General features: G+C 62.1%; 15 protein-coding genes. 8 read left to right on the top strand and 7 right to left on the bottom strand.

Features of this window, described 5'->3' with window-relative positions; translation table 11 throughout:
• Positions 1–185: 185 nt before the first annotated feature.
• Positions 186–2,852, bottom strand: coding sequence for a pyruvate, phosphate dikinase (gene ppdK / locus IP76_RS02800; RefSeq protein ID WP_054156653.1), 2,667 nt, complete (start codon positions 2,850–2,852; stop codon positions 186–188).
• A 235-nt stretch (positions 2,853–3,087) separates the two neighbouring features.
• Between ppdK and IP76_RS02795 the strand changes: the two genes are divergently transcribed.
• The 3 genes from IP76_RS02795 to IP76_RS02785 all read left to right on the top strand — a co-directional run bounded on the left by IP76_RS02795 (position 3,088) and on the right by IP76_RS02785 (position 6,988).
• Positions 3,088–4,092: a VOC family protein gene (locus IP76_RS02795; protein WP_054156811.1), complete on the top strand. Its 1,005-nt coding sequence runs from the start codon at positions 3,088–3,090 to the stop codon at positions 4,090–4,092.
• A 156-nt stretch (positions 4,093–4,248) separates the two neighbouring features.
• Positions 4,249–5,562, top strand: coding sequence for a hypothetical protein (locus IP76_RS02790; protein ID WP_054156652.1), 1,314 nt, complete (start codon positions 4,249–4,251; stop codon positions 5,560–5,562).
• 259 nt (positions 5,563–5,821) lie between these two features.
• Positions 5,822–6,988: an MFS transporter gene (locus IP76_RS02785; protein WP_054156651.1), complete on the top strand. Its 1,167-nt coding sequence runs from the start codon at positions 5,822–5,824 to the stop codon at positions 6,986–6,988.
• A gap of 6 nt (positions 6,989–6,994) precedes the next feature.
• Here the strand turns inward: IP76_RS02785 and IP76_RS02780 are convergent, their stop codons facing one another.
• From IP76_RS02780 to IP76_RS02770, 3 genes are all read right to left on the bottom strand, one after another.
• The gene (locus IP76_RS02780) at positions 6,995–7,414 is read right to left on the bottom strand and encodes an Ivy family c-type lysozyme inhibitor (RefSeq protein WP_054156650.1); all 420 of its coding nucleotides are present in this window, start codon (positions 7,412–7,414) and stop codon (positions 6,995–6,997) included.
• Positions 7,411–10,875 carry a chromosome segregation SMC family protein gene (locus IP76_RS02775; protein WP_054156649.1) on the bottom strand — a complete coding sequence of 1,155 codons (3,465 nt, stop codon included), beginning with the start codon at positions 10,873–10,875 and terminating at the stop codon, positions 7,411–7,413. Before IP76_RS02775 ends, IP76_RS02780 begins: the two co-directional genes overlap by 4 nt.
• 78 nt (positions 10,876–10,953) lie before the next feature.
• Positions 10,954–11,643 (bottom strand): DsbA family protein, encoded by a 690-nt coding sequence (locus IP76_RS02770; RefSeq protein WP_054156648.1) that lies wholly within the window; start codon positions 11,641–11,643, stop codon positions 10,954–10,956.
• 441 nt (positions 11,644–12,084) lie between these two features.
• On the opposite strand from IP76_RS02770, the gene IP76_RS02765 reads away from it, so the two are divergent.
• The 3 genes from IP76_RS02765 (at position 12,085) to IP76_RS02755 (ending at position 18,280) form a co-directional block, all read left to right on the top strand.
• On the top strand, positions 12,085–13,479 hold the full coding sequence (locus IP76_RS02765) for a tetratricopeptide repeat protein (RefSeq protein ID WP_054156647.1): 1,395 nt from the start codon (positions 12,085–12,087) through the stop codon (positions 13,477–13,479).
• A gap of 122 nt (positions 13,480–13,601) precedes the next feature.
• Positions 13,602–16,055 carry a FecR domain-containing protein gene (locus tag IP76_RS02760; protein ID WP_245281374.1) on the top strand — a complete coding sequence of 818 codons (2,454 nt, stop codon included), beginning with the start codon at positions 13,602–13,604 and terminating at the stop codon, positions 16,053–16,055.
• On the top strand, positions 16,052–18,280 hold the full coding sequence (locus IP76_RS02755; protein ID WP_054156645.1) for a CHASE2 domain-containing protein: 2,229 nt from the start codon (positions 16,052–16,054) through the stop codon (positions 18,278–18,280). Before IP76_RS02760 ends, IP76_RS02755 begins: the two co-directional genes overlap by 4 nt.
• Before the next feature lie 96 nt (positions 18,281–18,376).
• Here the strand turns inward: IP76_RS02755 and IP76_RS02750 are convergent, their stop codons facing one another.
• A complete protein-coding gene (locus IP76_RS02750) occupies positions 18,377–18,877 on the bottom strand; it encodes a DUF721 domain-containing protein (RefSeq protein WP_054156644.1) in 501 nt (166 codons plus the stop codon).
• Positions 18,861–19,817, bottom strand: a complete 957-nt coding sequence (locus IP76_RS02745) for an O-antigen ligase (RefSeq protein WP_197278298.1) — start codon at positions 19,815–19,817, stop codon at positions 18,861–18,863. Before IP76_RS02745 ends, IP76_RS02750 begins: the two co-directional genes overlap by 17 nt.
• Before the next feature lie 305 nt (positions 19,818–20,122).
• Here IP76_RS02745 and mutY point away from each other — a divergent pair, with 305 nt between their 5' ends.
• Both mutY and IP76_RS02735 read left to right on the top strand, forming a co-directional pair.
• A complete protein-coding gene (gene mutY, locus IP76_RS02740) occupies positions 20,123–21,211 on the top strand; it encodes an A/G-specific adenine glycosylase (RefSeq protein ID WP_054156642.1) in 1,089 nt (362 codons plus the stop codon).
• Between the two features lie 3 nt (positions 21,212–21,214).
• Entirely contained in the window at positions 21,215–21,826 is a 612-nt protein-coding gene (locus tag IP76_RS02735; RefSeq protein WP_054156641.1) for an HAD family phosphatase, read from the top strand.
• 228 nt (positions 21,827–22,054) lie between these two features.
• Here IP76_RS02735 and IP76_RS02730 read toward each other — a convergent pair whose 3' ends face one another.
• Positions 22,055–23,185 (bottom strand): site-specific DNA-methyltransferase, encoded by a 1,131-nt coding sequence (locus tag IP76_RS02730; protein WP_054156640.1) that lies wholly within the window; start codon positions 23,183–23,185, stop codon positions 22,055–22,057.
• Positions 23,186–23,236: the final 51 nt, after the last annotated feature.

Genomic DNA, 23,236 nt, shown 5'->3' with positions numbered 1-23,236 from the left:
ATTTGAGAGAGATTTTGTCTGGAGGATCTGCCACATCTGCTGTTTAAAAACCGTGAAGTGGTGAGGTTACCCACGGTCTCAAGGATTGCCTGTGTGAGGGGCTGGCGGGTTCCGCACAGTGATGTAGACTCAGCGCGATCATCAGGTCGATCATGTTCCACGCAAGGTGAGCAACGAACTCCCCCTCACCCCCGCGCTTTGATCGCCGCCTGGGCCGCAGACAGCCGCGCAATCGGCACGCGGAACGGCGAGCACGAGACGTAATCCAGCCCTACATCCTCGCAGAAGTGGATCGAGGTCGGGTCGCCGCCGTGTTCGCCGCAGATGCCGAGTTTCATGTCAGGCCTCGTCTTGCGGCCGCGTTCGGCGGCGATGCGGATGAGTTCGCCGACGCCGTCGAAATCGAGCGAGACGAAGGGGTCGTGGATGATGATGCCCTTCTTCTGATAGGTCGGGATGAAGCGGGCAGCATCGTCGCGGGACATGCCGAAGGTGGTCTGGGTCAGGTCATTGGTGCCGAAGGAGAAAAATTCGGCGGCTTCCGCGATGATATGGGCGCGGATCGCAGCGCGCGGCAGCTCGATCATCGTGCCGACGAGATAGGAAATCGATAGCTCCGCTTCGGCCATGACCTCCGTCGCGACACGGTCGATGACGGCTTTCACGTAGTCGAGCTCGGAGCGAAGGCCGACCAGTGGCACCATGATTTCAGGCACGACAGGCGCGCCGGTTTCGCGGGCGGCGCTCACTGCGGCCTCGAAGATGGCGCGGGCCTGCATTTCGGCGATCTCAGGATAGGAGATGGCAAGCCGGCAGCCGCGATGTCCGAGCATCGGGTTGAACTCGTGCAGGGCATCGATACGACGGCGCATGAAGCCGGGTTCGAGCTCCATGGCATTGGCCACTTCTTCGATTTCGTCGTCGCTCTTCGGCAGGAATTCATGCAGCGGCGGGTCGAGCATGCGGATGGTGACAGGCAACCCGTGCATGATGGTGAAGAGCTCGGTGAAATCAGAGCGCTGCATGGGCAGGAGCTTGTCGAGCGCTGCGCGGCGACCGGCCTCGTCTTCGGCGAGGATCATCTCGCGCATGACATGGATGCGGTCGCCCTCGAAGAACATGTGCTCGGTGCGGCAAAGGCCTATGCCTTCGGCGCCAAAGGAGCGTGCGGCGCGGGCATCGCCCGGCGTGTCGGCATTGGTGCGCACCGTCATGCGGCGCGTGGCGTCGGCCCATTCCATCAGCTGAGCAAAGTCGCCGGAGAGTTCCGGCTGCAACATGGGCACTTCGCCCTTCAGCACCTGGCCGGAGGAGCCGTCAATCGTGACGATATCGCCCTTGGTGAGCGTGACGCCCATGCCGACCAGTCTTTCATTGCGCAGGTCGACGCGCATACTGCCGGCACCGGCCACGCAGGGAATACCCATGCCGCGGGCCACGACCGCCGCATGGCTGGTCATGCCGCCACGGGTTGTCAGGATGCCTTCGGCGGCATGCATGCCGTGAATGTCTTCGGGGCTTGTTTCGACGCGTACCAGAATGACCTTGCGGCCCTCGCCTGCGGCATCGACCGCCTCTTCCGCCGTGAACACAATTGCGCCGGTTGCCGCGCCCGGTGAGGCGGGCAGACCGGAGCCGATAACGTGGCGGGCGACGCGCGGGTCGATGGTCGGATGCAGCAGCTGGTCGAGCGAGGACGGCTCGATGCGCATGACTGCCTCTTCCTCGGTAATCACACCTTCCGCGACCATATCGACGGCAATGCGCATCGCGGCCTTGGTGGTGCGCTTGCCGGAGCGAGCCTGCAGCATCCACAGTTTGCCGCGCTCGATAGTGAATTCCAGATCCTGCATGTCGCGGTAATGGGCTTCGAGCCGCGTGCAGATCGCGCCGAATTCGGCAAAGGCTTCCGGCATCAGCTTTTCGAGCGAGGGCTTTTCCGAACCGCTGTCGATGCGGGCGGCCTCGGTGATCGATTGCGGTGTGCGGATGCCGGCAACGACATCTTCGCCTTGCGCATTGACGAGGAACTCGCCGTAAAGCTCCTTGGCCCCGGTCGAGGGATTGCGGGTAAAGGCGACGCCAGTGGCAGAGGTGGAGCCGAGATTGCCGAAAACCATGGCCTGCACGGTGACGGACGTGCCCCATTCCTCCGGGATGTTGTGCAGCATGCGATAGGTCTTCGCACGCGGGTTCATCCACGAGGAAAACACCGCGCCGACCGCGCCCCAGAGCTGCACATGCGGATCCTGCGGAAAGGGCTCGCCCAGTTCCTGCTCCAGCATGTCCTTGTAGAGCGAGACGATATGCTGCCATTCCACGGCTGAGAGATCGGTATCGAGTTCGTGGCCGAGACGGGCCTTCTCGTCTTCGAGGATTTCCTCAAAGACCTCGTGGTCGAGGCCCATGACGACGTCGGCATACATCTGGATGAAGCGGCGATAGCTGTCCCAGGCGAAGCGCGCATCGCCGGAATGATGGCCAAGCGCTTCCACCGTGTGGTCGTTCAAGCCGAGGTTCAGCACCGTATCCATCATGCCTGGCATTGAGGTGCGGGCGCCAGAGCGGACGGAGAGCAAAAGCGGATGGCTGGTATCGCCAAAACCGCGACCGGTCGTGGCTTCGATGCCGGCAATGCCGGTGAGGACCTGCGCCTTCAGGTCATCGGCAAGCGTCTTGCCGTTCTTGTAGAAAAGGGTGCAGGCATCCGAGACGATGGTCAGGCCGGGCGGCACGGGCAAACCCAGGCTCGCCATCTCGGCCAGATTGGCGCCCTTTCCTCCCAGCTGGTCGATTTCGGCCCTACTCCCCTCGGCCGCTCCTCCGCCGAAGGTGTAAACCCACTTCCGCATTGCCCTCTCCACCCAAACAGGCTTTATTTTCCATCGTTTACAGCAATTGTGACGGATTGGAAATGCTGCCCTGTCAAGTTTATGCTGCATTGCATCATAATTGCGGCAATCGGCAGGCGTTTGTCTCACGGCGATGTGAAACGGCGTGGACAGACGTGAGAAGCGGCGCGAGGGACGGCGGTGTATGCGAGCCTATCGGGGACACGCGATATTGGACGGGGATACAGGAATGTCGATGACATGGACGCGGCGTCAGCTCTTGCGGCTGGCGGGAACGGCAACGCTTTCAGGCGCAATGGCCGGAGCGCTCAGGGCGGAAGGCGCGGAAGGCACAGGCGAAATCCCGACGGAGCTTCGGGATGGCGCGGCCAAACTGCCGTTTGCCCTGACGCGGCCGATCCATGTCGACGCCGTCTGCCTGCGGGTGCGCGACCTCAGACAGATGACCGATTATTACAAGAGCGTGCTCGGCCTCGAAACCCTGACCGACGGCACAGATCTCGTCACGCTCGGCGCGGGTGGCGTTGCCCTTCTGCATCTTGCCTCCCACCCCAATGCCGAACCTCAGAGCGGCAATCAGGCCGGGCTCTATCACACGGCCTTTCTCATGCCGGATCGCGCGCATCTCGCCCGCTGGCTGGTGCATGTGGCGCGCGCCCAAGTGCCGCTGACCGGCTTTGCCGATCATTCCGTGTCGGAAGCCGTCTATCTCGATGATCCCGAGGGCAACGGCATCGAGGTTTACTGCGACCGCCCCGAAGATCGCTGGCTCTGGGCCGGCAATCAGGTGTCCATGGGCACAAAAGAACTCGACATCGACGACATCTTCACCAAGACAAAAACGGCGACCGACCGGGATCTCTATAAGGGAGCGCCCGAAACCTTGAGGATCGGCCATATCCACCTGAAGGTCGGCGCCCTTTCGCGCGCACGCGACTTCTATGCGACCGGGCTTGGGCTCGATGTGGTGGCGGGCAGCGACCAGCGCGGCGCGACTTTCCTCTCCTCCGGCCGCTATCACCACCATATCGGCGCCAATATCTGGCAGAGTGAGAATGCGGGGCCACGCCAGGACACGATGACCGGGCTCGACTGGTTTTCACTGAAGGCGGAGAACGAAGCGATCCTTGCCGCATGCAAGGCGGAACTTGAAACCCGCGGCTATGCCGTCAGCGCGATCGATGGCGGGTTCGAGGCGAAGGATCCCTGGGGCACGCGGGTGCGGCTGATCAAAGCCTGAGCGGCGCAGTTCGGCTCGCAATTGTTACAGTCGATCACGTCTTGCAATGAACGGTCACGCAAAATGACCAGGAAATGCAACAGAGGACGGTGCCATGTCGATCAGGGTTTGCTAGTGGGCATGTGCAGATATTAAAAAACTGGAATCAATTGGCACATGAAGTCCCCCGTTTCCCTGACGCAGATCTCCGAGAATACCCTGTATCGCAAGGGTGATGTCTTTGTCCTGTTCGGCGAACTGTTCGGTCGCGGCTATGTGACCGGCCTGCTCGACCAGGCCAAGAAGGCCGGCATGGAGATCATCGGCATCACCGTTGGCCGCCGTGACGAGAACAACAAGCTGCGTCCGTTGACGGCAGATGAACTGGCCCAGGCGGAAGCCAATCTCGGCGGGAAAATCATCAATGTGCCCGCCATGGCCGGTTTCGACCTCGATGCGCCGGAAGGCGAACCGACGCCGACCGATCTCCTTTCCTCGCTGACGCTGGAAAACTGGGAAACCGAAAAACTCGACTGGGCGCATATCGAAAAGTGCCGCCAGGTTGGCGTTGAGCGTTTCCAGAATGCCGTGGCCAAGATCATGGCCGAGCTCGAAGGCATGATTGCCGACGGCAAGAACGTGCACTTTGCCCACACCATGGCTGGCGGCATTCCGAAGGCCAAGGTCTTCCTCGTCATCGCCAACCGCATCTACAAGGGCCGTGGCGCGCGCCACATGTCTTCGCAGGTGCTGCTGGAAAGCGATCTTGGCAAGCTGATCCTGCAGAACTTCGACGAAGTCTCGGCCAATACCTTCCGCCACCTGATCGAGGGTAGCGCTGCGATCCGCGAGCGCATTGAAAAGAGCGGTGGCCAGGTTCGTTACTCGGCCTATGGCTATCACGGCACCGGCATCTTGATTGGCGACGAATATCGCTGGCAGACCTATACCAACTACACGCAGGGCTATGCGAAGATCCGGCTCGAGGCGATTGCCGAAGAGGCCTTTGCATCGGGCATCAAGGCGACCGTGTTCAACTGCCCGGAAATCCGCACCAACTCGTCGGATGTGTTTGCCGGTATCGAGCTGCCGCTCCTGCCGCTCCTGAAGGCACTCAAAAAGGAACATGGCGGCGCACGGGCCGAGAAGATCTGGGCTGACTGCGAAGCGCTACTGGTCGAAGGCGCGACGATCGACGACGTGCTTCAGAAGATCGCCGACTTCCAGGCCAGCGACGTGATGATCCCGTTCTACGACTTCAACAACTGGCCGATGCCGAACAGCCAGGGCCAGTCCGACATCACCATCGGCACCTCGGCCGAAATCGCCCAGATGCACAAGGACAGCAAGGCGCTGATCTCGGACTATCTGAGCGTGCTCGTGGTCGAGGCGACCGGCGCACTGATCTTCGGTGAGGTCGCGAACCCGTCTGCACCTGTTCTCTGGCTCAACCACGACATGGTTGCACGGCAGATCAATTCGGCCGACTGAGCGAATAGGCCGTCACCAATAGAAGGATGCCGGGAGCTTGCTTCCGGCGTTTTTCGTTTGAATGGATCGTCATCCTCGGGCCTGCCCCGAGGATGATGGCGCGTAGGGGCACGCCCCCTGCCCGCCAGAAGTCTCGGCGCGCAGCACCAATCAAAAGGCCTTTTCCGGGGGCGAACCGATTGGCGGCGTCGATGGCTGGACTTGCCGGACTGATGCTGGCAGGTCGGTATCTGGTTGTCTGACAAATCGAGTCGTCCCGATGCATATCCCCCCGCAGTTTCGCGTCTACATCGCCTTCTTCCTGTTCGCCATGTCGACGGGATCCTTGTTTTCGCGGCTGCCCGACTTGCAGGCGCATCTCTCCGTCAACAAGGCGGAGCTGGGGCTGACGCTGATCGGCATGGCGATCGGGTCGCTGATTTCGCTGACCTTCTCCTCGCCGCTGATCGTGAAGCTCGGCACGCGGGCGACGCTTGCCATCTCGCTGCTCGGCGTCATGGCGCTTCTGGCGACCATTCCGCTCCTGCCGAGTGCGCCCATGGTGTTTTGCGTGCTCTTCTCCATCGGCCTTCTCGCCGGGGCGCTGGAAATCTGTCTCAATGTCGAGATTGGTCGCATCGAGGCGGAGGTCGGCTTTGGCATCATGAACCGGGCGCATGGCTGCTGGAGCCTCGGCTTCTTCGTCACTGCCATTACCGCTTCACTGGTTCGACAGGCCGGCATCGGCATGCAGATGCATATGCATCTGCTGCTCGGCATGATGTTCGTCATTGGCGCGATCACCATTGCCGGCATGAAGAATGCGCCGCATGTGGTGAGTGCGACCACGCATGAGAAGCAGCCGCATTTCGCCCTGCCGACACTGGCGCTGCTGCCGCTCTGCATCATCGGCACCTCGGCCTTCCTGATCGAGGGGGCCGGCATCGACTGGTCGACGATCTACATGGAAGAGGTCTTCGACGTTTCGCCCTTCATCTCGGGGTCCGGCCTGACGCTGTTTGCCTTCTTCATGGCGCTGGCGCGCCTCACCATCGATCCGGTCGTCGACCGGCATGGTGCAAGGCTGGTCGGTCGCGTGCTGCTCTCCATCGCCGCCTTCGGCATTGCGCTGGCCTGGCTTGCACCGCATCCTTATGCCGCGCTTCTGAGCTTCGCGCTGATGGGCGCCGGCTGCAGCGCGGTCTATCCGATGGCGGTGTCGGCCGCCGCCCTGCGCACGGATCGCCCAGCGGTCATCAATGTCGCGGCAATCGCCCAGATGGCTTTTGTCGTCTTCTTCCTCGGACCACCACTGCTCGGTTTCGTCGCGGAAGCCTTCGGCATCCGCAATGCCTATCTCGTCTGCCTGCCGCTGATCCTCGGCTCGATCTTCGCCAGTGCCGCCCTGCCGGCAGGCCCGGCACGGCGCGAGGCGGTGGCTGAGTGACGGCGGCTATGGCCGGGCGATGAAGGCCAGCTCCTGCGGCGTCGGATCGCCGAAGATCTTGATGCCGAGTTTATCGTCAGAGATGTAAAGAAGCGCGCGCTTGCCATCAGCCGAAAACAGCGCCCGAAGCCAGCTTGCCTCGCATCGGCGCGCCTCGCAGGCGCGGAACAACTGCATTGGCGTGTCCTTCACCCGGATCTCCTGCGAGGCCAGCGCCACATAACGCGGCTGGCGCACCAGCGATCTGACCCAGTAGGGCAGTCCGGGCTGCCCCTTGATCATCGCCGTCAGACTGTCGCGATGGGCTTGCGACGCGGCAAGCACCTGCGGCAGGTAGTTGCCGGACAGTGGGGCGGAGTTGGGTTGGGCCGCAAGTGAACTGGCCAAGAACATGCCGGCGATCAGCACAATCCCGCGCCCCTTCACGCCAGATCTTTCTCGCGCAAGGCTTCTGCCATCTGCAGATCGACGGAGACGAGCTGGGAGACGCCCTGTTCGGCCATGGTGACGCCGAAGAGGCGGTTCATGCGGGCCATGGTGATCGGATTGTGGGTGATGATGACGAAGCGGGTCTCGGTCGAGGCGGCCATTTCGTCCATCAGGTTGCAGTAGCGCTCGACATTGTGGTCGTCGAGCGGTGCGTCCACCTCGTCCAGCACGCAGATCGGGGCTGGGTTCGTCAGGAAGACGGCGAAGATCAGCGCCATGGCGGTCAGAGCCTGTTCGCCGCCCGAGAGCAACGTCATGGTCTGCGGCTTCTTGCCCGGTGGGCGGGCGAGGATTTCGAGGCCGGCTTCCAGCGGGTCGTCGCTTTCGATCAGCTGCAGTTCGGCCGTGCCACCATTGAACAAGTGGGTGAAGAGGCGCTGGAACTGAGCGTTGACCACATCGAAGGCGGCGAGAAGGCGTTCACGGCCTTCGCGGTTGAGGCTCTGGATCGCACCGCGCAGCTTGCGGATCGCATCAATGATGTCGTCGCGCTCCTTGACCAGGGCTGCGAGCTTGTCCGCCAATTCCTTCTGCTCTTCTTCGGCCCGCAGGTTGACGGCGCCGAGGCGTTCCCGCTCGATCTTCAGGCGGTCGAGATCGCGCTCAACCTCGCGCAGATCGCGGATTTCAGAAGGGTCCTTGAGGCCCGTGAGGCGGAAAGCCTCGTGCGGCGGCACGTTCAGCGTTTCAGCGATACGGGTCTCGGCCTCAATGCGCCATTCGCGGGCAGAGACAAGGCGCTCTTCGGCGCGGCCCCGCTTTTCACGGGCTTCGGCAAGGGTGGCGAGCGCGGCTGCCGCCTTCTGGTCGGCCTCGCGCTGGCGGCTTTCCGCCTCGATCAGCCTGTCTCCCGCCTCGCGGCGGTCCTTGTCGGCCTTGTCCAGCGCGCTCAACAGTGCGCGACGCTTGTCCTCGAATTCATCCGGCGCCATTTCGAGATCGGTGATCTCCTCGCGCGCCTCGGCCTCGCGCTCGCGCAGCGTCGCGATATGGTCTTCCGCAGACTTGGCGCGGTTCTGCCAGTTCTGCTTTTCCTGGCGGATCGACAGGATGCGGCGGCGACGCATTTCGTCTTCGCGCGCAAGGCCTTCAAAGCGAGCACGGGCTTCGGCCAGAAGGCCGCGATCACGGGCGACAATCGCCTCGGCGTCACGCAGCTTGACGTCGAGGGCCGATAGATCAGGCGTCTCCTCCATCTCGATGCGCGCGGATTCTTCCTGCTCGACGATCTCTTCGATCTGGCCCTTCAGGCCATTCACCGCCTCCTCGATCACCTCGCGGCGGCGGATCAGATCGCCGGAGGCCCGTTCGGCCTGGGTCAGCGCCTCGCGAGCTTCGGCGAGTGCGCGCACCGTAAGGCGGCTGCGGTCGCGGGCATCCGTCAGGCGGGCCTCTTCAGCGCGAATGGCCTCTGCGGCTTCGGCGAGGCGATCTTCGGCCTCGACCATCTGGTCGCGGGCTTCTTCGGTTTCCAGCTCGATTTCGGCAAGGCGGTTCTTCTGAGCAAGCCGTAAAGCCGCCGCACTCGGGGCATCGGCACCGGTGACATGACCATCCCAGCGATAGACGGCACCGTCACGGGTGACGAGGCGCTGGCCGGGGGCGAGTTTTGCCATCAGGGCGAGCGCGTCCGGCTCTTCGACCACGCCGATCTGGCGCAGTGACCTCGAAAGCACATCCGGTGCGCGGACATGGGCGATCAGCGGTTTGGCACCCTCGGGAAGGGCCGGATCCCCTGCCCCGTCGCCATTCCCATGCCAATGGGCGGGGGCGTCGAGATCAAGCGCACTGTCGAGATCGTCGCCAAGGGCTGCCCCCAGCGCCGTCTCATAACCGCGATCGACGGAGAGTTCGTCGGCCACGGCGGCAAAATCACCTGTCGTGGTCGAGGCCAGGATGCGGGCGATGGTGCGGGCTTCGGTCTCCAGACCGTTGACGCGGGCACGGGCGGCTTCGAGCGGCTGGCGCAGATGGCTTTCGGTGCGGCGGGCTTCGGTCAGCGCTGCCTCGGCCTCCATGGCAGCACTTTCGGCATCGGCGACGGCCTGTTCGGCGATCTCGACCATTTCGCGCTTTTCGTCCGGATCGGGCAGCGATGCGATGCGGTCAGAAATCTCGGAGAGTTCGCGGGAGGCCTCCGACACCTGACGCTCGAGACGGGCACGGCGTTCGCTCAGATCACGGATGGCGCGTTCCAGTTGGTTGCGGCCGGCAGCGGCCTCGGCGCGCTCGGCGGTCAGCCGGGTGAAGTCGCGTTCGCTGTCGGCAAGCGTTGCCGCAGCGGCGTCAAAGCTATCCTTCGCCTCTTCGGCAAAGCGTCCGGCATCGGCAAGGATTTCCTCAAGTTCTGACTCTTCTTCCGAAAGCCGGCCGATGACCTCGGCATTCTCGGAGACGAGGCGCTCCTCGCGGCGGATATCCTCATCGAGCTGGGCAAGCCGGCGGGTGAGTTCGTCACGGCGGCGCATGAGGCGCGAGGCCTCTTCGTCCAGCTGGGTGCGGGCGATCTGCAGGCGCTGCAGGGCAGCGGCGGCCTTTGCCTCCTCCTCACGCAGTTCCGGCAGCTTGAGGCTGGCAATCGCCTGGAGCTTGGCCGCTTCCATCTGAAAGTTGGCCTTTTCAGCCACGATCGACATGGCCTGATTGAGCGCGCTTTCCGCCTCGCCCTCGGCCTGTTTAGCCTGAGCCCAGCGAATGTGGAGAAGCATCGCATCATGCGCGCGGATATCGGCGGACAATTGCTTGAAGCGGTTGGCTTGCCGGGCCTGGCGCTTGAGGCTCTCGATCTGCGTTTCGAGCTGGGCGGTGATGTCTTCGAGGCGCTCGAGATTGGTCTCGGCGGCGCGCAGGCGCAGTTCGGCCTCGTGGCGGCGCGAATGCAGGCCGGAAATACCCGCAGCTTCTTCAAGCAATTGCCGGCGGGCCTGCGGCTTGGCCGCGATCAGCTCACCAATGCGGCCCTGGCCGACCATGGAGGGCGAGCGGGCACCGGTGGAGGCATCGGCAAAGAGGAGCTGCACATCCTTGGCGCGGGCTTCCTTGCCATTGATGCGGTAGACCGAACCATTGCCGCGCTCGATGCGGCGGGTCACCTGAATCTCGTCGGCATCGTTGAACGCGGCGGGTGCCGTGCGGTCGGAATTGTCGAGATAGAGGCCGACTTCGGCCGTGTTGCGGGCCGGGCGATTGCCCGAGCCGGAGAAGATCACGTCGTCCATGCCGGACGCGCGCATGTTCTTGTAGGAATTCTCGCCCATGACCCAGCGCAGGGCCTCGACGAGGTTCGACTTGCCGCAGCCATTCGGCCCGACAATGCCGGTCAGGCCGCGCTCGATGACGAATTCGGAGGATTCGACGAAGGACTTGAAGCCGACGAGGCGCAGACGGTTGAACTTCATCGAGCCCTCTCCTTCGCGGAGAGGGCGGAAACGGGCGCGCAGATATCACCGGCGCCCGTCATCATGACGGAACGTCGATTAGAGCAGGCTGTCGATGAGGGCCGACATGGAGTCAACCGACATGTCTCCCGAATAGGCCTTGCCATTGATCAGGAAGGACGGCGTGGACTGGATGCCGAACTCCTGTGCGCCGCGATCGCGGATCGCGGACACATCAGCCGCAAGCTTCGCGTTCGTCAAGCACGCATCGAAGCTCTCCTGTGTAAAACCACCGAGCTTGGACAGCTGGAGCATGGCGCCGCGCACATCACCATCGGTCGGGGCGGCCCAGGCGGCCTGCTGCTTGAGGAACATCGAGACGAAGGGGAAGAACTTGTCTTCCGTGGTGCAGCGCGCCAGCATGAAGGCGGCAAGCGAGGCCGTGTCCTGCGGGAAGGGGAATTCGCGCAGCACGAAATAGACCTTGCCGGTGTCGACATATTTTGTCTTGATCGTGTCGAAGGTCTTTTCATGGAAGTTGGCGCAGTGCGGGCAGGTCATCGACATGTATTCGATGATCTTGACCGGCGCATTGGGATCGCCGAGCGCCATTTCCTTCAGCGCGCCGGGCTTCAGCGCCTCTTCCATATCAACATCGCGGTCGGATGTCGGAAGGTCCACGGCAAATGCCGTTGACCCAGTGGATGCGGCGAGAGTGACGCCGACGGCTGTGGCGGCGATGCCGCCCAGAAGGCGGCGCTTGGTGATCGAGAGTTCGGAAAGGGACATCTGTGTCTTACCTGCTGGGAGATGAAAGGCGTATTTCTCGTTATAACGCGAAGTCGCGGCAAACAAGGCAGCCCCACCTTAGAAAAATCAAAGTTGCGTGACAGAGCTCGGTCCTGAATTTGTCCGACCTGGAGTCGCACCCTGCCTTTGGCCACCGACAAATGGACGGCCAGCGGTCCTTTTCGGCACTGATCTACACTTACTTTCGAAATTGATTGAACAGAGACTGTTCAATTAACCAGACACACGGGAAAACCTTACGTAACGGAAGTTGACAGGATTGCGTTACCGCCTGCTCACGATTAAGTTACGCTTCGCTGAGGTACAGAGGGACGCGAACAAGATCCCAGACTTGGTCGTTAACCCGTGAAAACTCGGTGTTTAACAGAGCTTTAACTTGCACTAGAAACAATTTACGACTTCGTAACCGAGTATACCTTCATGGCGTCGCCCCTCCCCGCCGTCTCCCGTTTTTCCGTTACGGCAGCCGTTAATATTCTGGCAGTCCTCACCACCGTCGTTGGTTCGCCGGCGCTTGCGCAGTCGTCGGAAAACGTGGCTCCGCGGACTGGCGAGCTGTCGGCAGACGCCATCCAGGCAGAGCGAGACCGGCTGTTCCAGCTGATGATGGAACGGCCCGACGATCTCGACGTCGCCTTCCAGTATGCGGCTCTCTCGTCGCGCGCCGGGGATCTCGAAGGCGCCATCTCGACGCTGGAACGGATGCTGATCTACGCACCTGGCCTGCCCCGTCTGCAGCTTGAACTCGGCGTTCTCTATTTCCGACTAGGCGCTTACGAGACGGCCCGACAATACTTCGATGCCACGCTTGCCGGGCCGGATGTGCCAGCGGAAGTGCAGACGCGCGTGGCGCAATATATTGCCGCGATCGATCGCCAGGGATCGTCGGCCTCCGACTTTGCCGGATCGGTTCGCAAGGGGTTGCGCTACCAGAGCAATGCCAATGCCGGCCCGACAAACTCGACCGTTACCCTGAACGGACTTCCCTATCTGGTCGACGACCTCACCGTCGCCGGCGAAGACGTCAACGCCTATGCCAATGGATCGGTGCGCTATCGTCACGATCTCGACGAGCAGGGCATTGCGATCGAAGCGGGAGTTTCGGGTTATGCGGCCGGCTACGACAAACGCGACACGCTGAATACGGCAGCGGCTGAAGTCTATCTGGGGCCGACCTTCGATCTCGCCCGATTCGGGCTCGATGATCGCTCTCTGTCGGTCTTCCTCGTGTCGAGCGGCGTGCTGCTCGAAGGGGATCGCTATCTGGGTTCGCTTGGCGCATCGACGACCTTCGACTGGCAGATCTCGCCGATCGATGCCTTCAGCTTCCAGTTCACCTATCGCTACGAAGACTATACCAACACGAAGACACGACTGACCGCCGAACAGCAGAGCGGCAACCGGTTCGACACGCAGGTCTCCTATTCGCGCTACCTTACCGAGAGCCTCAGCGTGACCGGCAGGCTTCTGGCCTCGCGCAAGGAAGCACGTGACGGCTATCTCGCATCGAGCGATGTCGGGGCGGTGATCAGCACGGCCCTGCGCTACAAGGCGCCGGTCGGCGAAGGCCCGGCCTGGATCCTGGCGCTCGATGCCGGTGTTTCGCGGCGCAATTACGACGACCCCGACATCATGATCAATGCGGAAGAGCGCCAGCAGGATACGGAGCTTTCACTCAACCTGCGCCAGATCATGCCGTTCACCGAACGGGTCGCGCTCGTGACCGAGGCGGGGTATCGCAAGGTCTGGTCCAACTACGACATCAAGGCCTTCGACAACATCACGTTGTCGGTGGGCGTGCAATCTGCCTTCTAGGACGCGTGCAGTGAGCGCAGGATCACTGGACAAATTCTGTCTGTTTGTATTTTCGCCTTTCTGGACACCAGGCCGCTGAGGCGGTTCGCCGGAAATGTTGCAGGAGCCGAGACTTGAGCAAGATGATGACGATCAGAACAGCACTCGCCGCGTCGACGGCTCTCTTCTTCGGCTTGTCGGGTCCAAGCTTCGCCGAGGGCGAACGCGCCGGTGTTGCAGCGGCTGTTAACCCCCAGGCGGCTGCGTATGACGGTCAAGGCAAGGGCAAGCTGATTTCGCTCGGTGACCCCGTGATCCGTAATCACCGGATCGAGACAAGTGCCGAGGGACTTGTCCAGATCCTGCTCGCCGACGGTACCGCCTTTACGATCGGGCCGAACTCTTCCGTCGTCATCGACAACTTCGTTTACGACCCGAAATCCAAGACGGCATCGCTCACCGCGACCATGACCAAGGGCGCACTGCGCTTCATCGGCGGCAAAGCCTCGAAGAAGGGTGGCAATGTCACGATCAACACGCCGATCGGCACCGCTGGTATTCGCGGTGCGGTCGTCGACATCAATCTCGACGGCCGCGATGCGCAAGGCCGCAGCATGCCGCCGCACATGTCGCTGGTCTATGGCAAAGAGGTTGAGTTGACCGGCCGTGGCCGGCCGCAGCGGCTGTTCAAGTCGGGTTTCTCGATCATCTCGGACGGGACCAATTCAAGGGTCAGCCGGACACCTCTCGATTGGGTGAGCGGCTTGCAGCAGCATCTTGCCGGTCGCCCGGGCTTCGATGGCGGCTCGATCAACCGGCCAAACGACCAGACGGTGGAAAAGAGCCGGCTGGAGCGGAGCAATTCCGGCGTCGCACCGAACCAGAACAAGATCCCCGTTCCGCAGCCGAAGCCAGCCACCAAGCCCTCTGACCAGCTGGCCGGTGATTCGACCCGAGACACGCTGCGTCCCGTGCCCGTCACGATCGTGACCCCGGATACTTCCGGCAACGTCAATCAAGCTGTCGGCCTGATTACCGAGGGCGCGAACGGCGGGTCGAAGGGGACCTATGGCACCAGTGGCCGGTTTACCCTGCCGACGCTTGCACCGACCGCAACGCTGACCGAACACCATGTTTCTGGTTATGCGCGGGGCGTCGGCCGGGTCTCCGGCACGGCCTATACAGGCACCGGCGATTTCGTCGCATACATGCTGAAAAACGCCAATAACAAGCCATTCTACGTGATTGGTGGCACGCCGGCGAATGCTGTCACAACGCTCGCCAGCGGCGAAATCCTGCGCTACAGGCTTGAACCAGACGCACTGGCTTCCCTGACAAATGGCGAGGGGACGACGATCCCCTTCGTCGGTGATGCAAGCGGCTTCACCGACAACACGGTTTCAAGCGACCTCTATGTCATGGGCGTCCAGCCCACGGCGGGCAGCACTGTGATTGGTCGGTCGCTGCAGGCATCGCTCGACATCAGCGGGACCGGCGCCACCCAGACCAGTGCGATCAACGTCTTTGCCGGCACTGTCGGCCTGCTTCAGGGCGGCGGCTATGGCCTGACCGGCGGCATGGCTGGATCGAGCCGCACCGATGCAACGGACACGGCAAGCCATAATCAGGGCGCGGCCGAGACGATCGGATCGCAAGTGGGCAAGGACCAGTTCCTCGGCGCCAACGGCGAATATCTGGTGATCGGTTCGGGCGACTTGCCGGATGTCGTTGCCGGCGGGGTCGAGCAACCTCTCAGCGGTTATGACAATGTCCATGTTGGCTCGCGTACGGATGTGGCAACCGACGATACGCGCAGCTTTGGCAGCAATGACACGACGGGCTTTGCGTCGGGCGTCGGCACCATGGGCAACAGTTCCTCCGTACTGGTCGGGCGCACCGATCTCGACTTCAATGCTGGCAACGGCAGCCTTTCCGGCACGATTGCCGTCGGCGCTTCGGGCGAATTCCTGGTCGACTTCGATGCCGGCGACGATTCGGCCTATCTCTCCGACCAGTTGATGGCCGCGACGACCCGCGACGGCAGCTACATGGTCTCATCCGACGTGGTCGCGGCGAAGATCTTTGACGACAGCACAGTCAACGGCGGCAAGACAGCCGAAATTTGCCAGGCCTGCGATTTCATGACCTGGGGCTGGTGGGGCCGCAATAGCTCCGCGACCGCTGACAAGACGGTGCATCTGGGCAACTGGATCGTCGGCAAGCAACCGGAATACGCAGCGGTACCGGCGACAGGCACTGCCACCTATAACGGCAATGCGGTGGGCACGGTCGTCAATGGCGGGTCGCAGTATATCGCGACCGGCTCGATGGAAGCGACAATGAATTTTGCCAGCCGCGATGGCCGCGTCACCATTTCCGATTTCGACGGGAAAACACTCGCCACGGATGTCGGCTTCGGCTCCAATACGGCGACGTTCAGCGGAACGGAAACAGTTACCGGCGTGACCACAACAGTTGACGGAGCCTTCGCGTCCAATGGCGCAGATCCGGTCAAGGGTGTGATGGGCAATTTCACCGCTGTCGATGGCACATGGTCGGCAGGCGGCATCTTTGCCGGAAGCCGCAACAGCCAATGACGATCGGGCTTCGGCGCCGTCGGCGGCTCTCCGGTGCGCAGAGACGTCGACTGGGCACTGTGCTGATCGGCGCAGCTGCACTGGTTGCCATCATCCTTGTTCATGCCCTTCTGGAGCGGCAGGCTTTTCGCCTCGCCGCTCTTGTCTTTGACACATACCAGGATCTGAAGCCGCGCGAGGCGACCGATCCGCCGGTCGCTGTCGTCGACATTGACGAAGCCTCGATCGCAAGACTTGGGCAGTGGCCTTGGTCGCGCCGCATCGTCTCGGACATGGTGACCTCGGCAAGCGCGCTAGGGGCTGCCGCCATCGGCTTCGATATCGTGTTTTCCGAACCCGACCGGACCGCGCCCATGCGCATGGCCGAGGAAATGCGCCGACAAGGTGTGGCCCTCGATCTGCCGGCCAGCCTGTTGCCGGATCCCGACCGGCTGCTGGCCGAGACCATCAATGACGATCCGGTGGTGATCGGCATCGCCCTCACCAATGAGCACTCGTCGCCGGTGCCACCGCCGAAGGCGGGTTTTTCCTTTCTCGGCGCCGATCCGTCTTCTCGCGTGAACGACTATAGCGGCGCCCTGGCCAATCTCTCAGTGCTGACGGACGCCGCCGATGCGATGGGCTATTTCTCGTTTCCGCCGAGCTCCGACAACATCGTGCGCAGCTTCCCGCTCGTTTCGCGGGCGAATGGGCATCTCTACCCAGCGCTGTCCGTTGAGACGCTCAGAATTGCGCAGCAGGCCGGCAGCTACATCATCCGTACCGCCGGAACCGACGCCAATCCGGCCATTACCGATCTCAGGGTCGGCGCCCTCGACGTGCCGGTCAGCGCCGGGGGCGAGTTGTGGATCTATTACTCAGGCATGCCGAGAATGCCGGTCATATCTGCGGCAGATCTCATTGACCCGGCAAAACGGGCGGCCATCGCGCCGCTGATCGAGGGCCGCATCCTGCTCGTCGGCACGAGTGCGGTCGGCTTGCGCGATCTGGTCGCCACACCGCTCGATCCGGCCATGCCTGGCGTCCGGGTCCATGCGGAGATCATCGACCAGATTACCAGCGGCATCTTCCTGCAGCGGCCGGACTGGATTACCGGGGCCGAACGGAGCGCGACGCTCGCCGCAGGCCTGATCATGCTGTCTGTGCTCTGGCTCGCGTCACCGGCCATTGGCGCGGTTGCGGCGGTGGTTCTGGCGACGCTCGTCGCCTCCGGATCATGGATTGCCTTTTCTCGCCATCTCCTGCTCTTCGACCCTCTGCAGCCCCTTTTCGGCATTGCCGCTATTCTTCTGACCACGCTGCCACTGCTCCTGATGGTCAGTCATCGGGAAAAGCGCTTCGTGCGCGAGAGCTTCGGGCGCTATCTGGCGCCGGCCCTTGTGGAACGGCTGTCGGAACATCCCGAGGCGCTGCGACTGGGCGGCGAGGACCGGGAACTGACGATCCTCTTCTCCGACATCCGCGGCTTTACAGCACTTTCGGAAACACTTGAGCCGACCGAGCTGACCAGCCTGCTCAACGGCTTCCTGACGCCAATGACCGATGTGCTTTTGAAGCGCGAGGCAACGATCGACAAGTATATCGGCGATGCGATCATGGCCTTCTGGAATGCGCCGCTCGACATTGCCAACCATCCGGCCAAAGGCTGCCAGGCGGCCCTCGACATGGTCGCCGCCGTCGATGCGCTGAACCGTGACCGGGGCACGCATCTCAAGATCGGCATCGGTCTCAACACTGGCATGGCCTGTGTCGGCAATCTCGGCTCAGACCAGCGCTTCAGTTATTCTTGCCTCGGTGACAGCGTCAATCTTGCCTCGCGCGTCGAAGGCATGACCAAACTCTATGACCTGCCGGTGCTGGTGACAGAAGAAGTCCGCCTGCGCACAGAGGGGTTTGTCTTTGCGGAAATCGATCTGGTGCGGGTCATCGGACGCAAGGCGCCGGTGATGTTGCATGCTCTGATCGGGCAAGAAGGCGACCCGGCGCTAGCGGCCAGTGCCGAGTTGCTCAACCGGCATGCTGGCCTGATTGCGGCCTGGCGCTCCGGTAACTTCGAGGCAGCGCGGGCAGCACTCGTCGAACTGGCAGAGATGGCAGGACGAAAGCTGACGCCGCTTTCCGGACTGTTCTGCGGAACACATCGGATCTACCGCGACCGGCTGGAAGCCTTGCCAGCTGACGCCCCGGCCGACTGGGACGGGATTTACGCGGCGACACGGAAGTGATGCCGGGGAGGTCGCTCCTGGCCGCTTGGGAGGCTGGCCACCCGGACGTCTGCCGGGTCGTGTGAAGGGTTCGTCGATCGACGCCCGAGCTTGGCGCTATTTGCGCTTCGCCTGCAGCACGGCTGTGCCTAGGCGCTCGATTGCGCGACGGAGATTATCGTTTTCGATACCCTCCATCATCTCGTCCAGCCGACGGGCCTTCTCGCCTTCCAGCTTGCGGGGCCGCCTTCGCTTTGGCGGGGCGGCAACCGGTTTCTGGACGATTCGGATCTGGCCAATAGCGGGATAACCGAAAAAGCCGTTGATACGCGACACGAGTTCATTCTGGGTGTGGGAGAGGAAGAGCGCGCGGGCGCCCTCGCAGGCAATGGTGAGCACGCCCGGGCGATGGCCGCCATCATCGGGGAGATCCGAGCGCCGGGGCCAGGCGATCTTTTCCGGCCGGGTGCAATCGGCAAAGTTCTCGCCGACAATCTCATCCCAGGAGCCGAGCAATGCGGTATTGATGCCCGCACGGCGTGCGAGCACCGGATCGACGATGCCATTGGCGATCTCTGAAATCTGGTTGGCGCCGTAGCGCCTAGGCGGAGAGCTCATCTGTGATCGGATCCGGGGTGGCACTGACGGCTATGACGATGCCCGTCCAGAGAAAAACCGCGTCATAGATGTCGTGGCCGAAGATGAAGTTGGTCAGACCACCGATAGCATAGGTCGCGACCAGAGAGAATGCGAGAAACAGCCGCCTTCCATAGAGCGTATTGCGTGGCGCGCGCCAGGCAATGTAGAGCGGCGATAGCAGCAATCCGAGCAAGGCGACCAGGCCCAGAACGCCATTATCGACCATGGCGGTCAGATAACCATTATGCATGTGCGAATAGGCATAGCCGAAGCTTTGGATGACCGACCGACGGTTCTGAACGCCGTGACCTTCCAGAGGCGCATCGGCAATCGCACTCACGGCCTTCACCCAGATGTCCCATCTGACGGAATAGGATGCATCCAGTTCGACATGCTCGTCACCCATGGCTCTTTGTGCGACATCGTGGAAGCGTTTGTGGCTGCCTGAACCGTAGAGGCCGGCGACCACGAGTGTGCTCAATAAAACAAGCAGGCCGACGGCCTGTCCAATCCTTATCCTCTGGCGGAAAAAGACGATTGCGAAGACGAGAGCACAGACCAGCGGAACCGGCATCAGACCCTTGGTTTGGGCAAGGAAGACACAGATGTAACCACTTACGAAGCCTGCGCCCGCCAGAATTCGAAACCGTCTGTTATCATCGAGAAGCCCGGCAAGCGATGTGACGCTCAAGAGTGCGCTGGTCAATGCGAAGGGAATGGCGTTTCCGCTTCCGCCCTCGGCACGCTCTCCGAGCCCATACAGCTGGAAAAGCGCCAACGGCAGAACAGCGATGGCACCGATTGCAGCCCCCCTCCAGAGCGCAGGCAGAAGGCTTTCCCCAGGCGAAATCGCAAGGCGCCACATTATGGGGATTGCTGCGAGGAACAGGATTTGCGGTGCAATCTTACGAAGCTCCACAAGAGGCTCCGTGAAGACTTTGCCAAAATTTACAATGAAAAACAGAAGGTTGACTGAAACGTACGCCAGAAGAACAATGGAGAAAATTGCAATGCCTGCGGAAAATTTCGGGCGGATGCGCCCGATGAGAACATAGACCAATGCCCAAAACGCCGACACAATCAGCAGTCCCGTGATCACGGACCCACCCAGCGCAGCCAGCACGAAAACTGCATAAATCGCCGCCAGGTTGTTTGCAGTCATCGATCTCTGGAATACATGCATGGATTACCACCTTCATTCATGCGCGACAGGTAGCGGCAAACGTGGCAGGCGACAAGACGGCAATCAGGGCGAGTGCCCTTCTCTCCTGGTACGACCGTCATCACCGCGATTTGCCGTGGCGGATCTCGCCGGCCATGGCCAAGCGTGGTGTCACGCCCGATCCATACCATATCTGGATGTCGGAGGTGATGCTGCAACAGACGACGGTTGCAGCGGTGAAGGCCTATTTTGCCAAATTTACGCAGCGCTGGCCGACGGTGCGCGATCTTGCCGATGCGCCGAACGAGGATGTCATGGCCGCCTGGGCGGGACTTGGCTATTATGCCCGGGCGCGCAACCTGAAGAAATGTGCGGAGGCCGTCGCCTTCGAACATGGCGGGGTCTTCCCCGATACCGAGGAGGGGCTGAGGGCGCTTCCCGGGATCGGCGACTATACATCGGCTGCGGTCGCGGCAATCGCCTTCAACCGGCCGGCAGCGGTGATGGATGGCAATGTCGAGCGGGTCATCTCACGTCTCTACGCGATCGACGCCCCCCTGCCCGGGTCGAAGCCGCAGATGAAGGCGCGGGTGGCCGAACTGACGCCGCAAGACCGGCCCGGCGATTTTGCCCAGGCAATGATGGATCTTGGGGCGACGATCTGCACGCCGAGGCGGCCGGCCTGCGCGCTCTGTCCGTTCAACGATGTCTGTATTGCGTTGGCGACCGACGAACCGGAACGTTTTCCCGTGAAGGCCGCAAAAAAGGCGAAGCCGGTGCGGCTGGGGGCGGCCTTCATTGCGGTGGATCGCGACGGGCGACTTCTTTTACGCAAGCGGTTGGAGACCGGTCTTCTCGGCGGCATGACCGAGGTGCCAACGACAGCCTGGACATCACGCATCGATGGCGAAACGGGAACGGAGGCCGCCCCGTTTGTTGCCGACTGGCAGGCTGCGGGCAGCATCTCCCATGTCTTCACCCATTTCGAACTTCGATTGTCGATCTTCCGCGCCGGGCCGCTCGACGCTCCCGAGGGCGATCACGGTTTCTGGGTGCCGGTCACCGAACTTGATGGGGAAGCGCTGCCGACTGTCATGAAGAAGGCAATTGCGGCGGCTATTCCGACAGCCTTTCCAACACTTAAGGGATAACACATGACTGAGATCCGCCACATCGTCTTCGACATCGGCAAGGTGTTGATTCACTACGATCCCAATCTGCCGTTTTCGCGGATCATTCCCGACGAAGCGGAGCGCGCCGATTTCTTTGCCAGGATCTGCACCCATGACTGGAACCTCGAACAGGATCGCGGCCGCAGCTGGGATGAGGCCGAAGCGCTGCTGATCGCCGATTTCCCCGAGCGCGAGGCGCATATTCGTGCCTTCCGCAAGCATTGGGCCGAAATGGTGCCGCATGCCTATGACGACAGCGTTGCGATCATGACCGGCCTGATCGAAGCCGGCCGGGACGTGACCATGCTGACCAATTTCGCCGCAGATACTTTCAAGGAAGCGCGGCAGATGTATCCGTTCCTCAACGCGCCGCGCGGCGTCACCGTGTCCGGCGAAATCGGGCTGATCAAGCCGGATGTGGCGATCTACGAGCGTCATGCGCAGGATTTCGGGCTGGAGCCGGCCCATAGCCTCTTTATCGACGACAGTCTGGCGAATGTCGAAGGCGCACGCGCTGCCGGCTGGCATGCGGTGCATTTTACAGGCGCTGAAAAGCTGAAAGCGGATCTTGAAGCGCACGGCGTCACGGTCTGAGCGGTGCCTAAGGCGCTGGCGCGGGCGGTGTTGGCGGACCCCAGCCCGCGCCAGATCGATCGCAAGCGACCGATGTCTGTGTGCCTTAGTGACCCCATCTTGCACGAAACTGGTCAGTCGTATGTGACCGTGCGCACTCAGCGCTCAAAATGGGACACCCGGCGCAAGAGACACCGGGTGAACTAGACCGAGATGTGACCGGTATCACGCCAAATGGCGCCTTGGTCCTTATTCGAGGCCGGCCATACGGGCGCGGATGACGCTGCGCAGATCATCGATCGGGCGAATCACGCCCTTCTCTTCGAAATGCCAGAAGGTCCAGCCATTGCAGGCATCAAGCCCCTGCACCTTGGCACCGAGGCGGTGGATCGAGCCAGCCTCGCCGCCGGAGACCAGCGTACCGTCGGCGCGGATGATCGCCGAATGGCGGCGCTTGGCATCGGTCAGAACCTGACCGGGCTTGACCAGACCGCTTTCGACCAGCGTGTTGAAGGCAACGCGTGCTTCACCCTTCTTGCCGGTCAAGACGGTCAGTTCGACCTTGCCGAGCGGTTCGACGGCGGCGATGCGGGCCGAGGCTGCATCGATGTAATCCTGCTCGCGTTCGATGCCGACGAAATGGCGACCGAGACGCTTGGCAACGGCGCCCGTGGTGCCGGAGCCGAAGAAGGGATCAAGCACGATGTCGCCCGGCTTCGTCGAGGCCATCAGGATGCGTGCAAGAAGCGCTTCCGGCTTCTGGGTCGGATGGACCTTCTTGCCGTCATCACCCTTCAGCCGCTCGCCGCCCGAGCAGATCGGGAAGAGCCAGTCGGAGCGCATCTGCACGTCGTCATTCGAAGCCTTCAGGGCATCGTAGTTGAAGGTGTAGCCCTTTGCCTTCGGATCCGGCGAGGCCCAGATCATCGTTTCATGGGCGTTCTGGAACCTGCGGCCCTTGAAGTTCGGCATGGGGTTGGTCTTGCGCCAGACGATGTCGTTGAGGATCCAGAAATTGAGGTCCTGCAAGGTCGCACCGACGCGGAAGATGTTGTGATAGGAGCCGATCACCCAGATGGTGCCGGTCGGCTTCAGCACGCGTCTGCAGGCAAGCAGCCAGGCGCGGGTGAAGGCATCATAGGCCTGAAAGGAGGCGAACTGGTCCCACTCGTCGTCGCAGGCATCGACCACGCTCTGGTCAGGGCGGTGAAGCGCACCACCAAGCTGCAGGTTATACGGCGGGTCGGCGAAGATGACATCAACGGACTTGTCCGGCAGCGCTTCAAGGGCTGCAACGCAATCCCCCTTGATGATGCTGTCGACCCAGGAAAACGGGTCCGAAGAACGGCGGAGTTCGGCAATCGGGAATACAGAAGCCATCGGTTACTCACTCTTACGCTGACGCAGCACGGGGTTCGATGCTTATGGTTA

It is taken from the genome of Rhizobium sp. AAP43 (assembly GCF_001296045.1).
Classification (GTDB): domain Bacteria; phylum Pseudomonadota; class Alphaproteobacteria; order Rhizobiales; family Rhizobiaceae; genus Allorhizobium.
This window is presented reverse-complemented; position numbering and strand designations above follow the sequence as displayed.

Coding starts and splice junctions, on each gene's coding strand:
- IP76_RS02735 (WP_054156641.1), top strand. CDS start 21,215: ATGACTGAGATCCGCCACATCGTCTTCGACATCGGCAAGGTGTTGATT.
- ppdK (WP_054156653.1), bottom strand. CDS start 2,852: ATGCGGAAGTGGGTTTACACCTTCGGCGGAGGAGCGGCCGAGGGGAGT.
- IP76_RS02795 (WP_054156811.1), top strand. CDS start 3,088: ATGACATGGACGCGGCGTCAGCTCTTGCGGCTGGCGGGAACGGCAACG.
- IP76_RS02730 (WP_054156640.1), bottom strand. CDS start 23,185: ATGGCTTCTGTATTCCCGATTGCCGAACTCCGCCGTTCTTCGGACCCG.
- IP76_RS02790 (WP_054156652.1), top strand. CDS start 4,249: ATGAAGTCCCCCGTTTCCCTGACGCAGATCTCCGAGAATACCCTGTAT.
- IP76_RS02770 (WP_054156648.1), bottom strand. CDS start 11,643: ATGTCCCTTTCCGAACTCTCGATCACCAAGCGCCGCCTTCTGGGCGGC.
- IP76_RS02775 (WP_054156649.1), bottom strand. CDS start 10,875: ATGAAGTTCAACCGTCTGCGCCTCGTCGGCTTCAAGTCCTTCGTCGAA.
- IP76_RS02765 (WP_054156647.1), top strand. CDS start 12,085: ATGGCGTCGCCCCTCCCCGCCGTCTCCCGTTTTTCCGTTACGGCAGCC.
- IP76_RS02785 (WP_054156651.1), top strand. CDS start 5,822: ATGCATATCCCCCCGCAGTTTCGCGTCTACATCGCCTTCTTCCTGTTC.
- IP76_RS02750 (WP_054156644.1), bottom strand. CDS start 18,877: ATGAGCTCTCCGCCTAGGCGCTACGGCGCCAACCAGATTTCAGAGATC.
- IP76_RS02760 (WP_245281374.1), top strand. CDS start 13,602: ATGATGACGATCAGAACAGCACTCGCCGCGTCGACGGCTCTCTTCTTC.
- IP76_RS02755 (WP_054156645.1), top strand. CDS start 16,052: ATGACGATCGGGCTTCGGCGCCGTCGGCGGCTCTCCGGTGCGCAGAGA.